Origin of the sequence: Ensifer sp. 4252 (genome assembly GCF_050434565.1) — a bacterium.
Classification (GTDB): Bacteria; Pseudomonadota; Alphaproteobacteria; order Rhizobiales; family Rhizobiaceae; genus Ensifer.
In genome coordinates, this window is record NZ_JBNDIU010000022.1 from 62,454 (window position 1) to 79,762 (window position 17,309).

General features: G+C 62.2%; 14 protein-coding genes. 2 read left to right on the forward strand and 12 right to left on the reverse strand.

Annotated elements, in window-relative coordinates:
• Nucleotides 1–55 precede the first annotated feature (55 nt).
• From phnN to ABIE33_RS28810, 9 genes are all read right to left on the reverse strand, one after another.
• Entirely contained in the window at nucleotides 56–643 is a 588-nt protein-coding gene (phnN, locus tag ABIE33_RS28770) for a phosphonate metabolism protein/1,5-bisphosphokinase (PRPP-forming) PhnN (protein ID WP_429131407.1), read from the reverse strand.
• Nucleotides 640–1,779, reverse strand: a complete 1,140-nt coding sequence (locus ABIE33_RS28775; RefSeq protein WP_429131409.1) for an alpha-D-ribose 1-methylphosphonate 5-triphosphate diphosphatase — start codon at nucleotides 1,777–1,779, stop codon at nucleotides 640–642. The genes phnN and ABIE33_RS28775 overlap by 4 nt, the downstream gene beginning before the upstream one ends.
• Before the next feature lies 1 nt (nucleotide 1,780).
• Nucleotides 1,781–2,488: a DUF1045 domain-containing protein gene (locus tag ABIE33_RS28780; RefSeq protein WP_429131496.1), complete on the reverse strand. Its 708-nt coding sequence runs from the start codon at nucleotides 2,486–2,488 to the stop codon at nucleotides 1,781–1,783.
• 126 nt (nucleotides 2,489–2,614) lie between these two features.
• Entirely contained in the window at nucleotides 2,615–4,132 is a 1,518-nt protein-coding gene (phnE, locus tag ABIE33_RS28785; protein WP_429131411.1) for a phosphonate ABC transporter, permease protein PhnE, read from the reverse strand.
• A gap of 9 nt (nucleotides 4,133–4,141) precedes the next feature.
• Nucleotides 4,142–5,104 carry a phosphonate ABC transporter, permease protein PhnE gene (gene phnE, locus ABIE33_RS28790; protein WP_429131413.1) on the reverse strand — a complete coding sequence of 321 codons (963 nt, stop codon included), beginning with the start codon at nucleotides 5,102–5,104 and terminating at the stop codon, nucleotides 4,142–4,144.
• A gap of 107 nt (nucleotides 5,105–5,211) precedes the next feature.
• Nucleotides 5,212–6,117, reverse strand: coding sequence for a phosphonate ABC transporter substrate-binding protein (gene phnD / locus ABIE33_RS28795; protein ID WP_429131415.1), 906 nt, complete (start codon nucleotides 6,115–6,117; stop codon nucleotides 5,212–5,214).
• 86 nt (nucleotides 6,118–6,203) lie between these two features.
• Nucleotides 6,204–7,046, reverse strand: coding sequence for a phosphonate ABC transporter ATP-binding protein (gene phnC / locus ABIE33_RS28800; RefSeq protein WP_429131417.1), 843 nt, complete (start codon nucleotides 7,044–7,046; stop codon nucleotides 6,204–6,206).
• 168 nt (nucleotides 7,047–7,214) lie between these two features.
• Nucleotides 7,215–8,342 (reverse strand): NAD(P)/FAD-dependent oxidoreductase, encoded by a 1,128-nt coding sequence (locus ABIE33_RS28805; protein ID WP_429131419.1) that lies wholly within the window; start codon nucleotides 8,340–8,342, stop codon nucleotides 7,215–7,217.
• Between the two features lie 80 nt (nucleotides 8,343–8,422).
• Nucleotides 8,423–9,379, reverse strand: coding sequence for a LysR family transcriptional regulator (locus ABIE33_RS28810; RefSeq protein ID WP_429131498.1), 957 nt, complete (start codon nucleotides 9,377–9,379; stop codon nucleotides 8,423–8,425).
• A gap of 307 nt (nucleotides 9,380–9,686) precedes the next feature.
• On the opposite strand from ABIE33_RS28810, the gene ABIE33_RS28815 reads away from it, so the two are divergent.
• Nucleotides 9,687–10,874 carry an acyl-CoA dehydrogenase gene (locus ABIE33_RS28815; RefSeq protein WP_429131421.1) on the forward strand — a complete coding sequence of 396 codons (1,188 nt, stop codon included), beginning with the start codon at nucleotides 9,687–9,689 and terminating at the stop codon, nucleotides 10,872–10,874.
• A gap of 10 nt (nucleotides 10,875–10,884) precedes the next feature.
• Nucleotides 10,885–12,078, forward strand: a complete 1,194-nt coding sequence (locus ABIE33_RS28820) for a CaiB/BaiF CoA transferase family protein (RefSeq protein WP_429131423.1) — start codon at nucleotides 10,885–10,887, stop codon at nucleotides 12,076–12,078.
• A gap of 58 nt (nucleotides 12,079–12,136) precedes the next feature.
• Here the strand turns inward: ABIE33_RS28820 and htpG are convergent, their stop codons facing one another.
• From htpG to ABIE33_RS28835, 3 genes are all read right to left on the reverse strand, one after another.
• Entirely contained in the window at nucleotides 12,137–14,026 is a 1,890-nt protein-coding gene (gene htpG, locus ABIE33_RS28825; RefSeq protein WP_429131425.1) for a molecular chaperone HtpG, read from the reverse strand.
• 180 nt (nucleotides 14,027–14,206) lie between these two features.
• A complete protein-coding gene (locus ABIE33_RS28830) occupies nucleotides 14,207–15,682 on the reverse strand; it encodes an NAD-dependent succinate-semialdehyde dehydrogenase (protein WP_429131427.1) in 1,476 nt (491 codons plus the stop codon).
• 137 nt (nucleotides 15,683–15,819) lie between these two features.
• Nucleotides 15,820–17,088: a 4-aminobutyrate--2-oxoglutarate transaminase gene (locus ABIE33_RS28835; protein WP_429131428.1), complete on the reverse strand. Its 1,269-nt coding sequence runs from the start codon at nucleotides 17,086–17,088 to the stop codon at nucleotides 15,820–15,822.
• Nucleotides 17,089–17,309 lie beyond the last annotated feature (221 nt).

Below are 17,309 nucleotides of genomic sequence, written 5' to 3' on the forward strand. Positions count from 1 at the left end.
GGCCCCGGAGTTGCTGCTCCGGGGCCTTGCAAATGATGCCTAAAAGACGCGGCGTTCAGGCTGGATGGGCGGCGCTCATGCGCAATCGCTCGACGAGGTCGACGAAATGACGCCCCGCAATTTCCAATCGACCGCTGTTGTCGATGAGCGTGACGTCCGGTCCCGATGTGACGTCGGGCACCTGTCGCGAGAGCCGGCGTAACACATCCTCTTCGCTTTCACGTCCGCGCTCGGCAAGACGCTTGGCCAGCGCGGAGGGCTCGGCTGTTATGACTGCGACGGCGATATTGCCGAAGGCGGCGCGGAATGCCGGCAGGGCGCTTCGGCTGCCGTTGACGATTGCCGTGGTGCCGTGTTCGACATTGCGGCGAACGTCTTCGGGAATGCCGTATTTCAGGCCGTGCGCGCCCCAGGATACGGCGAAGGCACCGGCCTGCTCCATGTCGACGAACTCCGAGGCTGAAACGCTTTCATGCACCTCGCTCCCGGCGTCCGATGGCCTCGTGATCACGCGGCGAACGAAGTGGATATCGGCGCAGTCGGAGAAGTGTCGGGCGGCAAAGCCCATGACGCTGTCCTTGCCGGCCCCGCTCGGGCCGACGACGACGACAAGCGCGCCGCGTCTGAGTTCGACCTGGCTCATGCGACACGCCGACCTTCGCGCCAGACCGAGCGCACCACCGGAATACCTTCCTGCCGGTGGACACGCGAGATGTCGGCGCGCAGGCCGACGGCAATGCGGCCACGATCGTCGAGGCCGACGGTGCGGGCAGGGGTCGCGCTGACCATGGAGATTGCTTTCGGCAGGTCGATGGCTTCAAGCTCGTCGGCGAGCACGAACGGCGCGTGGATCAGGCTGAAGGGCACATAGTCAGACGAAAGCACGTCGAGCACGCCGCGGTCGGCAAGGTCACGGGCGGCGATATTGCCGGAATGCGACTTGCCGCGCACGATGTTCGGCGCGCCCATCAGCACGCTGAGACCAGCACGGTGGGAGGCTTCCGCCGCTTCGAAGCTGGTCGGGAACTCGGCGAGCTTGATGCCGTAGCTGATCGATTCGTCGACATGGGCGATCGTGGCGTCGTCATGGCTGGCGATGGTAATGCCGCGCTCAGCGCAGGCCTTGGCGAGTGCGTCGCGGTGCGGCCCGGCATATTTAGCCGAAAGCGCCTGCTGGCGTTCGACGAACTTGGCGAATTCGGCATCGGACAGTCCACGCTTGGATTTGTAGTAGAGCGTGTATTGGTCCATCGTCTGGAACTGGCGCTGCCCAGGCGCGTGGTCCATCAGTGAAACGAGCTTCACCTGCGGGTCGTTCTGGAAGTCCTCGTAGTGATCGAGCACATCCGACGTCGAAACCTCGCAGCGCAGATGGATCAGATGGTCGGCGCGCAGGCGGCCTTCCTGCTTGGCCTGCGCCAGCGCGTCGGCCATGCTGCGCATCTCACCCTTCTGGAAACCGCCGTCTTCGTCAGAACCGAGGCGCAGACAATCGAAGACTGTCGTGATGCCCGATGTAACCACCTGGGCGTCGTGCGCCTGGATCGCGGCGATCTTCAGCCAACGCACGCCGGGCCGCGGCGAATAGTGCGCCTCGAGATGGTCGGTGTGCAGCTCGATCAGGCCCGGCAGCAGATAGTCGCCTTCGAAGTCTTCGCCGGTGCCGGTGGTGCCCTTCGAGATGTCGGCGATCTTGCCGTCACGGATCAGCACCGAGCCGTCAAGGATGCTGTCCTCGAGAACGATGCGGGCGTTGGTCAGGACTTGTTCATTGCTCATCTCATGCGATCTTTCGTTGTGTCGCGCCACCCAACGGCAGCAGGGAATGGACTAAAAAGGGTGCGCCGCGGTGCGGCTCGACGAAGAGCGCAACTGACGCAACGTGAAGCGGCTTGCCGATATATTCGGCAAAGGTGCTGCCGAGCAGGGTCCGCATTGTCTCCGCTGTCTCGCCGGGCACCGGACCGGTCAGCGTCAGATGGAACTGGAACTCTTCAAAAACATAGGGATACCCCCACTTTTTCAAGTATTCTCTCTGCCGGTCCGGCAGCTTGTCCGGGCTTCGGCGCGCCATGTCCACGTCCGACAGCGGCGCACGAAACGGCTCGAAGGCTTGCACGGCCTGCGCCGCGAAATCCTGTAGAGCGGCGCAATGGGTTGCAGAGACCAGGGCAAAGAATGGTCCCAACTGATGGAGGGTTAATTCCGGTAGCTCGAACGGTTCGAGGTCTGCAGCGAACTCTTCAAAAGCTGCGACCAGTTCGGCCTCGCTGCGGCCTTCTGCAAGTGTGAAGGGGGCCTTGAGAGTGCCGTGAAAACCGTAGCGTCGCGGGTCGGCAGTCAGTGCATGTCGCGTGTCGGCATCAAGTCCGCCTAACGCCGGAAGTTCATTGGTCTCGTCGGTAAAGGCGTCACGGCCGAGCCAACGGGCCGCCGTCTGCGACAGCCGGTCGTCTGCCGGCGGCGCGAAGTAGATTGCATAACGCACGGTCTTCACTTTCTTGTATCGACCGGCCCGCCGGGACGGCGGGTCGATTGTTCGCTGGACGCGATGCGCAGCTAGCCGATTTCCATGACAACATCATGATGGCGAGGCTGCAAAACGCTCATCTCGTCAATGCGCTTTCTGTCCGATCAGCCGGGAGCGGCAGGCGTTCGAGATGCTGTCGAAAATAAACACAACCAGCAAGATCAGAAGTACCATATAGGCGACATTTTCCCAATCGGAGTTGGTGCGCATCGCTTCCCAGAGCTTCAGGCCGATGCCGCCGGCGCCGACGGCACCGATGATCGTTGCCGAACGCGTGTTGGATTCCCAGAAATAGAGCGCCTGGCTGGCGAAGACCGGCAGGACCTGCGGCAGGACGCCGAAGCGCTGCACGGCAAGCGGGGTGGCGCCGACGGATTTTACGCCTTCGCGCTGCTTGTCGTCGATGTTCTCCAGCGCCTCGGAGTATAGCTTGCCCAAGGTGCCGGTGTCGGTGAAGAAGATCGCCGACATGCCGGCGAGTGGTCCCGGACCAAAGGCGCGTGTGAAGAACAGTGCCCAGATGAACATGTCCACGGAACGCAGGAAGTCGAAGAAGCGCTTGACGATCTGGTTCGTCAGGAAATTCGGGGTGATGTTGCGCGCCGCCAGGAAGCAGAGCGGGAACGCCACCAGCGAGGCAAAAAGCGTGCCGACGAAGGCCATGACCACGGTCTGCAGCAGCTTGGTCCAAACGTCGAGATGCTGCCATTCGGCGTTGTAGAGAATGTTGTTCCAGGCGAGCGACAGGTTCGAGCGCGTGGGATCGATGCGCTCGCCGCTCGTGATTAACGAAAGCACGTCGCCATAGCTCTTGCCGAAGAAGGGCGAGTTGGTGTCGAAGAGGAAGTTCGCCCATCCGAAGAAGCGGTTCCGGATCGAGACATCGTCACCTTCGACGTCGGCCCAACCCGTTGCACCAAAGGCGAGCGTGATCTTTTCACCTGGGCGTTTCTGTGTGGCCCAAGCGGGAAGCGAACCCTGAGGGGTTACCGTGTCCTGGCCATCGACGGCCATCGTCAGTGTCTCGCCACGATGGGTTGCCTTGACGAGGCCGTCGGCAATTTCGATCTTCGTCGACCTATCATAGGTGATGACGGCCCTGGTGATGATTTCCTCGGTCCGCGTCTCGACGCGGTTCTGCTCGGTTGGCGTGCTGGCTGCGCCGAGCGCTGCACCCGGCGCCATGAAGCTGAAGGACGACGCCGTCTTCGGCTTTGCAGTCTGCTCGGCTGCAGCGGGCAATTCGACCTTGCGCGTCACCGTTTCCTTGTCGAGTTCCACCCATGCCGGATTGGGATTTGGCCCCAGCGGCGAGTTGCGTTGGTAATCGAGCGTCATGGTCTTGTCGCGGGCGATCTTGATCTCGGGCCGAACCTCGTAGGAGACCCAGTCGGCGAGGTAGGTCCCGGCGATGCCCCAATTGGCGTTGCCCAGCACATGTCCGATCGAAAAGAACCACCAGCTGAAGATGAGGTACACGACAAGGCCGGCGCTGATGAGGATCGTGCGCAGGCGCTTGTTCGAGGAGCCCTGCAGCAAGTGCGGGTGGCGCGATGCGATCGCATCCATTTCGAGAGGGCTTAGTCTGTTTGCGGAGGTCATGATGCGCACCTACTGGGCAAGCTGGAAGGCCTGGTCGCCGACGAGGCGACGGCGCAGCCATGCGGAAAACTGGTCGACGGCGAAGATCGTCGCAAACAGCAGGATGACGATCGCCAGTGTTTTTGCCTGGTGACCCTGGCCGATCGACAGCCGCAGCAACTCGCCGATACCGCCGCCGCCGACGGCACCGATGATGGTCGAGGCGCGCACGTTGATCTCGAGGCGCAGCAGGAAATAGCTGGCGAAGTTGGGCAGCACCTGCGGCACCATGCCGAACCAGACGCGCTCGAACCAGTTGCCGCCGGCCGCACGCAGGCCCTCGTCCGGCTTCATGTCGGCGTTCTCGACCACCTCGAAGAACAGCTTGCCGAGCGCGCCGACGGTATGGATCGAAACCGCGGCGATCGCCGGGATCGGCCCGAGCGAGAGGATTGCCAGGAAGAAACCGGCGATGACCACTTCGGGGAAGGCACGCAGGATTTCCATCAGCCGGCGCACGACACCCCGCACCCACGGATTGGGCATCAGGTTGCGGGCGGCGAGGAAACAGAAGATGAAGCCGAAGAACGTGCCGATGACAGTGGAGAAGATCGCGATGTTCACGGTCTCCAGCATCTTGTGCACGTATTCGGGGATGTAGAAGCTCTCGGTCAAGTAGAGCCGACCGTCGGGATAATTGTACTTGAAGCTGCCGTCGTCATAGGGCGAGGGCAGGTCGAACATGGCACGGAAGATTTCCAGGCCGTCGCGCGGCGCGAGATCGCCGACGAAATCGAAGAAATGCGGCAGGCGGTCGAAGAATTTGCCGGCATTGGAATCGTTGGCAAACCAGAGCGAGCCGGAAAGGGCGAGCACCAGAACGGCGAAGCCGAGCCAGGAGTAAAGCCGGCGGCGGGAATTCAGTTCCTGCCAGTGACGCTCCACCAGCGCGCCGTTTTCACTCAGATGCTTCGGGAGCATGGAAGTTGCCATGAATGTTCCGGCAATGCCGGCCTCTGTCGACAGGCGCTCCACGCGCCCTAGCAAAAAGGCGAACGCTGGCCGCATTGGCGGCCAGCGTCCTTGAATGAACCGGAAAATCAGCCGCCGATCGTTGCCTTGCGGGCGTCGATGATCGGCTTGTAGAAGTCGGCGTTGACTTCGGTGAAGCCGGTGAAATCGCCGCCCTGGATGGCGGAGAAGCAGGCGGCGTCGGTCTTCGGCAGGTCGAGCATGAACTGCTTGAACTTGGCCTTCATGTCGTCGTTCATCGTCGAGCGTACGACGATCGGGCCGTTCGGGATCAGCGGCGACTTCCAGAGCTCGACCAGGTCGTTCATGTCGAGGATGCCCTTATCGACCATCTTCTTCAGGTTGCCCGAGGTGTAGCCGTCCTTGAATTCGCCGACGCCCGAACCGAAGGTCGTGCCGGCAGCGAACGTGCCCTTGACGACTTCGAGAACGAGGTTTTCGTGACCGCCGCCGAAGCCGGTTTCACCGAAGAATTCCTTGACCGGCGCGCCGATCGATTCCGGCAGGGTGACGAGCGGGATGAGGTAGCCAGAGGTCGAGTCCGGATCGGCGAAGCCGAGCTTCTTGCCCTTCAGATCTTCGAGCTTGGTGATGCCGGAGTCCTTGCGGGCGACCATGATCGAGTGATAGCCGGTCGAGCCGTCGGTCTGGACGGTCGTCAGGATCGGCTCGACCGCGTCGGCCTTGGCGAGGTAGATCTTGGCAAAGCCCGAAGCGCCGAGTTCGGCGTAGTCGAGCGTACCGCCGAGCAGGCCCTGGATGACGCCGTCATAGTCGGCGGCCGGGAACAGCGAAACCTTTTCGACGCCGATGGCGGCCGGCAGCTTGTCGACGATGCACTGGAAGTTGCGCAGACGGTCGGCTTCGTTTTCGCCGCCGATGATGCCGACGCGGAATTCCTTGAGGTCTTCAGCCTGAGCATGGCCGACGAGGGCGAGCAGGGCGACGGTGCCCAGAAGAGCTTTCTTCAGCATAAGGTTCTCCCGTTTCTCCGGCTGTGCCGGATGATTTTCGGTTTCAAAGAGGTGCCCTTGACGTGGGCCTTCGATCCTGGCGGGCGTCAGATGCCGGCCAGTGCCAGCGGCTGGAGGCCAGCAGATGCCGTTTGTTCCTGCGGAATGGCCGCCGGAATGTTGATGCTTGTCGAGGTCATCGATTCCTCGATGCCTGTGTCGGCGCCGTAGATCTCGGCGACGGTGGCGGCCGTCAGATCCTTTGGCTGGCCGTCGAAGACGACGCGGCCATGTGCCATGCCGATGATGCGTTCGCAGTAGTTGCGCGCCGTGTCGAGCGTGTGCAGGTTGGTGATCACGGTGATGCCGTCGCGCTCGTTGATGTCGCGAAGCGCATCCATGACGATCTTGGCGTTGAGCGGGTCGAGCGACGCGATCGGCTCGTCGGCGAGCAGAACCTTGGGCTGCTGCATCAGTGCGCGGGCGATGGCCACGCGCTGCTGCTGGCCACCCGAAAGGGTGCCGGCCGCCTGCAGCGCCGTCTGCTCGATGCCGAGGCGCTCAAGCGCGCCGATCGCCATGATGCGCTCTTCGCGGGTAAACATGTTGAGGATGCTCAGAACCGTCGAACGGTGGTTGAGACGGCCAAGCAGCACATTGGTCAGGACGTCGAGGCGCGGCACCAGGTTGAACTGCTGGAAGATCATCGCGCAGTCGCGCTGCCAGTTGCGAAGTGCAGCACCGCGTAGCGACGAGACTTCCGTGCCGGAAAACTCGATCGAGCCGGACGACAGGTCGACCAGGCGGTTGATCATGCGCAAGAGCGTCGACTTGCCAGCGCCGGAGCGGCCGATCACGCCGACCATCTGGCCCTGGGGAATGTCGAAGGTAACCGAGCTCACGGCTGTCTTCTTGCCGAACTGGCGGGTTACGTTCTTCAACTGAAACATTTCTAGCAGGTCCTCTTTCGGGGAGACCGGTCATCGGTATGACACCTGCCATATCGGCGCTTCATGAAAGCGAAATGTCAGTTTCTTGTAGTTTCTGTTACAGTTCACAGCCTCGGCGACATCCTTAACGGAATGTGACAATCGCAGCGGGACGGAGGTGTGTGACTGCTACCTCAGGAAGCGCTCGGGGTTGAAGCCGACAGGATCAAGTCCGTTTGCGGCGAAGCATTCGGGGGCTGGCGCGCCAATCAACAGGTTGGCAGCAAGCGCGCCCAATGCCGGCGACGTTAGAATGCCGTAGCCGCCCTGGCCGGCAAGCCAGAAGACATCTGGTCGGTCTTTGGCGTGGCCGATCACCGGCAGCTTGTCGGGTGAAAAACTGCGCAAGCCCGCCCAGCTCTTGAAGATGCGGCGGACCGGGACGGTCGTCGCCTCTTCCACATAGTGTGCCGCCCAGGCGACATCGATCTCTTCGGGCTGCACGTCGGTCGGCTCGCACGGCGTGGCGTCGGCGGGGGAGGCAAGCAGCCTCCCGCCTTCGGGCTTCATATAGAAATCCTCGTCGATCTCGTTGATCTCCGGCAGCGTGCGAGCATCGATCTCCGCGGGGAGGTCCACTGTGATCGCCGTGCGCCGATGCGGCACGATGCCGACCGGCGCTACGCCGAAGAGGGTGGCAACCGGATCGGCCCAGCCGCCGGCCGCATTGACGATGACCTGCGCACGGATCTCGCCGGCATTCGTCGAAAGCACCCAGCCGCCCGCTTCGCGGCGCGGAGCCATGATCTCGCTACGCTCGATCACCTCGGCGCCATGATGACGTGCGCCGCGCAAATAACCTTGCAACAGGTTCTCGACTTCGATGTCCCAGAAATGGGGGTCATAGAATGCGGCCGCCACATAATCGCGCCGCAGGATCGGCACGCGGGCGATCGCTTCGTCGACTGTCAGTCTTATGAGGGCGGGATTGACAGCGCTTTCCTCGGCAAACACTGTCTCGAGCCGTGCCGCTTTCTCCGCATTGGCGATCATGACGCCGCCGCGCTGCTTCAACAGCGGGACGTCGGAAAAGCCTTCGGGAGGCTGATCGAAGAAAGGCTTGGAGATCGCCGCGAGCTTGCACACTTCAGGGGCGTTGTAGCGCAGCACGAATTCGGCGGCGGAGCGCCCGGTGCTGTGATAGCCCAGCCCGTCTTCCCGCTCGATGACGGCAACGGAGCGATGCGGCGCCAGAAAATACGCAAGCGAAAGGCCGGCAATGCCGCCACCGATGATTGCCACATCAAATTCACGCATGTCCCGACCTCGCTCCTGATTTGGCGGGACCATAGGCAGCGCGGGCTACGCGTTCAAATTTATAACCGGAAATGTCACTATCAATTCTGATGATGGTCAAGGCAGTGATCAAGCGGCGCGGTATCGGCTACATGCGTCAGGAAAGCGGCCTCGGCAGGATTGAGAATCGAGTTCGGGTTGGAGATGCGAAACACATCCGTCGTCGGCAGGTTGTGGTAGGGTGGAAGTTGCCAAAGTCGGCCGTCGGCGACGGCAGGTGCTGCCAGATGATCCGGCAGCATGCCGATGCCGATATTGGAGGTGATCAGCCGCATGACTTCCTCGACATTGCAGGAGACGGCCCGAACCTGCTGGCCGAACGAGCCTATGGCGCGCACGGCCGTCACCGAGTTCATGTGCTGGCCGCCGAGCACATCCGCGATGAAGGCGATATAGGCATTGCCGCGCAGGTCGTTGAAATCGACCCCCTCGACACCGAACAGGGGATGATCGCGGCCGCAGTAAAGCGCATAGCGCTCACGCACGTGGAAGCTCTTGTTCAGCCAGTCGGGGATGTTGCCGTCGCAAAGCCCCATCGTCGCGATGTTGCGTTCGACTGCGCTCAGAACGTCCACAGTCGTGGCGACGGTCACCGAAATCGTCACCTTCGGGTGCTGGACAAAGAAGCTCTCGAGCTTCCGGTCCCAGGCCGGGTTGTGGGCATGGCTGACGACATGAATGTTGAGATGGCCGGTGATTTCCTCGCCCGCTGTTTCAAGGACGTTGGGAAGCCGGATGACAGCCGCAAAGATGTCGCGGCACTGCGCGTGCAGCCTGGCACCGGCATCGGTCAGGTCGAAGCGGCCGGGACGGCGATCTATGAGCTTTTGCCCCACCGTCTGTTCGAGCCGCTTGAGCGCCATGCTGACGGCCGGCTGCTGCAGCAGGAGCCTGTTGGCCGCGGCGGTGATGCTGCCTTCCTCAACCACGACGATGAATGTGCGCAGCAAGTTCCAGTCGAGATTGTGAGCAAAGCGTTCTAAGCGGTCGTTGGCCATCGGCGGATACGAGCATGGACCTCTAGCGTGGAACTGGCGCGGCGTGGTGACGACGATCGCTACCACACCGCCAGTGAACCCGACCCTTGTCGCCATATTTCGACGGATTTGCAACATGAACGGCACCCGGCGACCGGTGGCGCGCCCAATGTGTGGCGCGCAAGGACGCCGTCCGGCACTTTAAGTCGATTGTGTGCTGCTCAGCGAGGCCATTCCGCAGACGCATGAGGCGGTGCCTCAATTTCGTTTGAAAGCCTTGGTTCTGCTTGCCATAACCGCAAGTGGAAAAATCCGATGGGAGAGAAACATGGCCGGCAAGACGCAATTTCAATGGGATGACGCGTTCCTCCTCGAAGATCAGTTGACCGAGGACGAGCGCATGATCCGCGACACAGCGCGGGCCTATGCGCAGGAACGGCTGCAGCCGCGGGTTATCGCTGCCTATCGTGAAGAATCGACCGATCCCGAAATCTTCCGGGAAATGGGCGAACTCGGTCTGCTCGGCGCGACCGTATCGGAGACCTATGGCGGTGTCGGTGCTTCCTACGTCGCCTACGGCCTTGTCGCCCGCGAAGTCGAGCGCGTCGATTCCGGCTATCGCTCGATGATGAGCGTGCAGTCCTCGTTGGTCATCTATCCGATCTACGCCTACGGCTCGGAGGAGCAGAAGCAGAAATATCTGCCGAAGCTGATCAGCGGCGAATGGATCGGCTGCTTCGGCTTGACGGAGCCTGACGCCGGTTCCGACCCCGGCGGCATGAAGACCCGCGCCATCAAGACGGAGAGCGGTTACCGCCTCGTCGGTTCGAAGATGTGGATCTCCAATGCGCCGCTCGCCGATGTTTTTGTGGTATGGGCAAAGTCAGAAGCCCACGGCAATGCCATTCGCGGCTTCGTACTCGACAAGGGCATGAAGGGCCTTTCGGCGCCGAAAATTGCCGGCAAATTGTCACTGCGCGCCTCGATCACCGGCGAAATCGTCATGGACAATGTCGAAGTGGGCGAAGATGCGCTGCTGCCCAATGTCGAGGGGCTCAAGGGTCCGTTCGGCTGCCTCAACCGTGCACGCTACGGCATTTCCTGGGGCGCGCTCGGCGCGGCTGAGTTCTGCTGGCACGCGGCGCGCCAGTACGGTCTCGATCGCAAGCAGTTCAACCGCCCGCTCGCCCAGACGCAGCTCTTCCAGAAGAAGCTCGCGGACATGCAGACGGAGATCTCGCTCGGGCTCCAGGGTTCGCTGCGCGTTGGCCGACTGATGGACGAAGGCCGCATGGCGCCGGAAATGATCTCGATCGTCAAGCGTAACAACTGCGGCAAGGCGCTCGATATCGCCCGCATGGCTCGCGACATGCACGGCGGCAACGGCATCTCCGAGGAATACCAGGTCATGCGCCACATGGTGAACCTCGAGACGGTCAACACCTATGAGGGCACGCACGACGTTCATGCGCTGATCCTCGGCCGCGCCCAGACCGGCCTCCAGGCCTTCTTCTGAGCGGCCGGTCATGGAAGCGCCACTGAAGGGTATTCGTGTTCTTGAACTCGCCCGCATTCTCGCGGGCCCCTGGATCGGCCAGACGCTCGCCGATCTCGGCGCCGACGTCATCAAGGTGGAAAGCCCGGCGGGTGACGACACCCGCACATGGGGACCGCCCTTCGTCGCCGGCGAGGATGGGGAGAGCCTCGATGCGGCCTACTTCCACGCCTGCAATCGCGGCAAGCGCTCGGTCGTGCTCGATTTCACGACCGAGGAGGGACAGGAGGCCGTGCGCCGGCTGGTGGCGCAATCCGACGTCCTGCTCGAGAACTTCAAGGTCGGCGGCCTTGAGAAGTACGGCCTCGACTACGAGAGCCTGAAGAAGGTCAATCCGCGCCTGATCTATTGCTCGGTGACCGGCTTCGGTCAGGACGGGCCCTATGCGCATCGTGCCGGCTACGATTATATCGTCCAGGGCATGAGCGGGATCATGGACCTGACCGGCGAGCCGGACCGAGAGCCGCAGAAAATCGGCGTCGCCTTCGCCGATATCTTCACCGGCCTTTACGGCGTCATCGCCGTTCAGGCGGCATTGGCGCAGCGCGAGCGAACCGGCAAGGGCCAGCAGATCGACATGGCATTGCTCGACTGCATGACCGGGGTGCTTGCCAATCAGGCACTCAATTTTCTTGTCTCGGGAAAGGCGCCGCGCCGCCTTGGCAACGCCCATCCGAACATCGCCCCCTACCAGGTGTTCCCCACAGCTGACGGACATCTGATCGTTGCCGTCGGCAACGACCGTCAATTCGTCAAGTTCTGCAATCTGCTTGGCCGCTGCGATCTGGCGACGGACGCGCGTTACCTCACCAATGCACTACGTGTTCACAATCGTGACAGCCTGACTCCGGAACTGGCGGCTGAAACGGCAAGGTTCGAACGGGATACGCTTTTGACATTGCTGGAAGAGGCAGGCGTGCCCGGTGGTCCGATCAACACGGTTGCCGACGTCTTCGCCGACCCGCAGGTCGTGCATCGGCAGATGCAGATCGACACGCCACATTCCGGTGCGGCCGTCGGGACCTCGCCGGGCGTTCGTACGCCGATCCGCTTTTCCGATGCCTCGCTGGTGCTCGACCGCGGCGTTCCGCGGCTCGGCGAGCATACAGCGGAGGTGCTGGCCGAGATCGGCATGACAGGCGTGCCTGAAAAAGCGAAAGGGTGAGAGGGATCATCCCTCTCACCCTATAATTTCTGCAATTACAGTCCCTTGAGCCGGTGCGTTAAACCTTGAGCGCCCGGTTGAAGACGCGCGACAGGCGCTCGGCGAATGCGCGCGGATCCTGTGGCTTGTCGCCATCGAGAACCCGCGCCTGGTCGAGCAGAAGCTGGACGGCGTCGGTCCTGAAAGCGCTGTCGTCGGCGGGGCAAGCGGCGATCGCTGCGATCAGCGCATGGCCGGGGTTGATCTCGAGGATCGGCTTAGCCGCGCCATCGAGACGGCCGGCGCCCTGCAGCATCTTTTCAAGCTGACGGTCGGGGCCATGCTCCGGCGCGACCAGGCAGACCGCGCTCTCGGTCAGGCGGTCGGAGGTGCGAACTTCCGACACGGATTCCCCAAGCGTCTCCTTGGCGAAGGCAACGAAATCCTTCACCGCCTGGCTCGCTTCCGGCGCGCTGTCGGCGCTGCCTTCCGGCTTTGCGACACTGCCGAGATCAGCCGAGCCCTGGGTGATCGACTTCATCGGCTTGCCTTCGAAGTCCGGCGCCGACGTCACCCAGAAGCTGTCCACCGGGTCGGTCAGCAACAGCACCTCGATGCCGCGTGCGCGGAAGCCTTCGAGTTGCGGTGAAGCCTTGAGCTGGGCAAGGTTGTCGCCCGTAAGGTAATAGATCGCCGACTGGCCGTCCTTCATGTCCTTGACGTAGTCCGCAAGGCTGCGGTGCCCGTCTTCGGACGTCGTGGTACGAAAGCGGGAAAGCGCGATCAACTGCGCACGGCGTTCGAAGTCCTCGTAAATACCTTCCTTCAGCACGCTGCCGAAGTTTTCCCAGACCTTGTCGAAGGTCTCGCGGTCGGTCTCCGCCAGCTTTTCGATCGCCGTCAGGACGCGGTTGGTCAATCCCTTGCGAATGCTCGACAGCAGCGGACTTTCCTGGATCATCTCGCGCGAGACGTTGAGCGGAAGATCAGAGGTATCGACCAGACCACGCACGAAGCGCAGGTAACGGGGCAGCAATTCCGCCTCGTCGGTGATGAAGACGCGCTTGACGTAAAGCTTCATCCGGCCCTTGCGGTCCTGATCGAAGAGGTCGAAGGGCTTGGAGCCGGGCACGAAGGCAAGTGCCGTGTATTCGTGCCGGCCCTCGGCGCGGAAATGCACCGTCAATGCGGGATCGTCATACTGCCCCGAAACGCCGCGATAGAAGTCGGCGTAATCTTCCTTCGAAATCTCGCTCTTTTGCTTGGTCCAGAGAGCCGTGCCATCGCCGACGGAAACGGGCTCGGCGCCGGGCTTCTCGACGATCGAGATCGGAACCGGCACGTGACCGGACTGGTCCTTGACGATGCGCTCGACCGTCCAGCGCGAGGTGTAGGTCTTGGCATCTTCCATCAGATGCAGGGTGATGCGTGTGCCGCGGGCTGGCGCGTCCGCAAGATCGGCGGCTGCGACCGTGTAGCTGCCCTTGCCGTCTGACGACCAGACCCAGGCGTGATCAGAGCCGGCGCGGCGCGAGACGACGTCGACATTGTCGGCGACCATGAAGGCGGAATAGAAACCGACGCCGAACTGGCCGATGAGCTGCGCGCCCTCCTTGCCCTGCGCCGCTTCGATGCGCTCCATGAAGGCGCGCGTGCCGGAGCGGGCGATGGTGCCGAGCGCTTCCACGAGTTCGTCGCGGCTCATGCCGATGCCATTATCTTCGACAACGAGACGGCTGTTTTCCTCGTCGAGCGTCAGCTTGATGCTGGGGCTCGTGTCGCCAGCCAGCAGTTCCGGCGAGACGATCGCCTCGTAACGCAACTTCTCGCAGGCGTCCGCGGCGTTCGAAATCAGTTCGCGGAGGAAGACGTTCTTGTCGGAATACACCGAGTGCACCATGAGATGGAGCAGCCTGGCTACATCTGCTTCAAAGACATGTTTCTCGACGGACATTTCAACTTCGCTCATCGCGGTGGCAACTCCCTATGGTTCCTTGGTTCTTGCCCCAATTGGCAAGCCCGCCGCGCAATTTCAAGTGCTGTTTATGAGAGGTCGGGCATCGACAGGCATTGCGCCCGCCGCAGTCCACAAAGCTTTGCGATCGGCGGCGGAGCAAGAGTTTCAAGCGGTTCGCATGGAAGGCAACGCTCAGATGTTGCCCATGCACAGATACTTCATCTCGAGATGATCTTCGAGCCCGTGGCGGGAGCCCTCACGGCCGATGCCGGATTGCTTGATGCCGCCGAAGGGCGCGGCCTCCGAAGACATGCGGCCGGTATTGATCCCGACCATGCCGTATTCGAGCGCCTCGGCCACATGCCACACACGCTTGAGGTTTTCGGCATAGAAGTAGGCGGCAAGGCCATAGATCGTATCGTTCGCCTCGGCGATCACCTGTTCGGCTGTGTCGAAGCGGATGATCGGAGCGATCGGGCCGAAGGTCTCTTCCTGGGCCACGCGCATGTCGGTCGAAATGCCGGTCAGGACCGTCGGCTCGAAGAACGTGCCCGAGGTGCCGATGCGATGACCGCCGGCGCGCACCTGCGCGCCTTTGGACACGGCGTCGGCGACATGGGCTTCGATCTTCTCGATCGCGTGCCGGTCGATCATCGGGCCGATCGTGACGCCGGCGGAAAAGCCGTCGCCGACAGAGAGCTCGGCGACCCGAGCGACGAACTTTTCGGCAAACGCGTCATGCACGGCCGATTGCACATAGATACGGTTTGCCGAAACGCAGGTCTGGCCGGCATTGCGGAACTTTGCCTGAACGGCGCCATCGACCGCCTCGTCGATATCGGCGTCATCGAAAACGATGAAGGGTGCGTTGCCGCCGAGTTCCAGGCTGACCTTCTTGATCTGATCGGAGCACTGGCGCATCAGCAGGCGCCCGACTTCTGTCGAGCCGGTAAAGCTGATCTTGCGAACCTTGGGGTTGCTGCAGAGCTCGCGCCCGATCGCCGCACCTTCCGAGGCGTAGAGCAGATTGACAACGCCCGTCGGGAAGCCCGCCTTCTCGGCCAGAACGAAGAGGGCTCCGGCAACGAGCGGCGTCTGTTCGGCAGGCTTGAGGACAATGGCGCAGCCAGCGGCAAGAGCCGGCGCGATCTTGCGGGCGACCATCGAGGCTGGGAAATTCCACGGGGTAATCGTGCCGACGACGCCAACGGGTTGCTTGATGACCAGCATGCGGCGGTCATTGGCCGGCGCCGGGAAGGTTTCGCCGTAGATGCGCTTGGCTTCCTCGGCATACCATTCGACATAGGCGGCTGCGTGCAGCACTTCGCCCTTCGATTCGCCGATCGGCTTACCCATTTCTGCGGTCAGGATGGCGGCGAGATCGTCGGCATGGGCGATGATGAGGTCGTGCCAATGTCGAAGCACGGCACTTCTATCCTTGGCAGGCTTTGCCGCCCAAACGGTTTGCGCGGCGGCAGCCGCCTCGATCGCGGCACTCGCCTGTTCGATGCCCATATCCGGCAAGGACGCCAGAAGCTCTCCGGTAGACGGATTAAAGACGTCGAAGGTCTCGCCCGTCCAGCTCCCGGCGGAATGCGCAATGCCGTCCAAAGCGGAAAACAGCTCGCCGTCGTGCAAATGTCTGGTCAAAGCCGGCGTCAAGGTCATGATGGGCGTCCTCCAGCGATGCCTGTCGCACACCGACGGGCTCGCTTCCTGTTTGTTCTTGCGGGTGTCGTTCCTCCCGACACCCGGAGCCATTCCGTCGGCCCGGACAACCGCGTTAGCGGTCGCCTGGCAAAGCGTCAACCGCGCGCTTCGAGGATCGACGCTTCGAGGATGTCGAGTGCCTCGGCAAAGACGTTGTCCTGGATGGTAATCGGTGCCAGGAAACGGATGACATTACCGTGCACGCCGCACGTAAGCAGGATCAAGCCCTTGTCGAGCGCAATCAGTCGCACCTTGTTGGCAAAGTCGGCGCTCGGCAGATTGGTCTTCACATCGTTGAATTCCACGGCGTTCATGAAGCCGGGTCCGCGGATGTCGACGATCTCAGGCGCCTGCTCGCGGATCGCGGCGAGGCGCTGCTTCAGACGACCACCGAGCTGCTCGGCACGTTCGCAGAGTTTTTCCTCAGCGATGACGTCCAGCACGGCATGGGCCGCGGCGATGCCGAGCGGGTTGCCGCCATAGGTGCCGCCGAGGCCGCCCGGCGCCGGCGCGTCCATGATCTCGGCGCGGCCGGTGACAGCAGCGAGCGGGAAGCCGCCGGCAAGGCTCTTTGCCATCGTCATCAGGTCAGGTGCGACCTCGTGATGGTCCATGGCGAACATCTTGCCGGTCCGGGCAAAGCCGGTCTGAACTTCGTCGGCAATCAGCAGGATGCCATGCTGGTCACAGATTTCGCGCAATGCCTTCATGAAGGCCGCCGGAACCGGGTAGAAACCGCCTTCGCCTTGCACCGGCTCGATGATGATGGCGGCCACGCGGCCCGGATCGACATCGGCAGCAAAGAGCTTCTTCAGCGCAGCCAGTGACTGCTCGACGGTGACGCCGTGAAGCTCGATCGGGAAGGGGGCATGGAAGACGTCGCCCGGCATGGCGCCGAAGCCGACCTTGTACGGGACCACCTTGCCGGTGAGCGCCATGCCCATGAAAGTCCGGCCATGGAAGCCGCCGGCAAACGCAATCACGGCCTGGCGGCCAGTCGCGGCGCGGGCGATCTTCACCGCATTTTCAACGGCTTCCGCGCCGGTCGTAACGAAGATCGTCTTCTTGGCGAAGTCGCCGGGCGCAAGCGCATTGAGGCGCTCGGCGAGATGCACATAGGTCTCGTAGGGCACGACCTGATGGCAGGTGTGGGTGAAGCGATCGAGCTGCGCCTTGACGGCAGCGATCACCTTCGGATGGCGGTGACCGGTGTTGACGACGGCGATGCCGGAAGCAAAGTCGATGTAGCGGTTGCCTTCCTTGTCCCAGATCTCGGCGTTCTCCGCACGGTCGGCGTAGATCTGTGTGGTCATGCCCACGCCGCGGGAAATGGCAGCGTTCTTACGATCGGTGAGGCTAGTCATGGCGCGTGTCCTGTTGCTGGCGGAGGCAATATATTGCATTTTTTCTGCAAGATTGTTCGGGAAGTGGTACATCTTTCAAAATGGAATGCAAATCAAATTTGGTGATCGAGAGAACACCGGCGCTGATGACGCATTCTTGTAAAAGCTCATGCCCGGCGGGTAAGTTCGCCAACGCACAAGCGCGGCGCAGATTCGCGCCGATACCGGCGGCTGAAACAGGG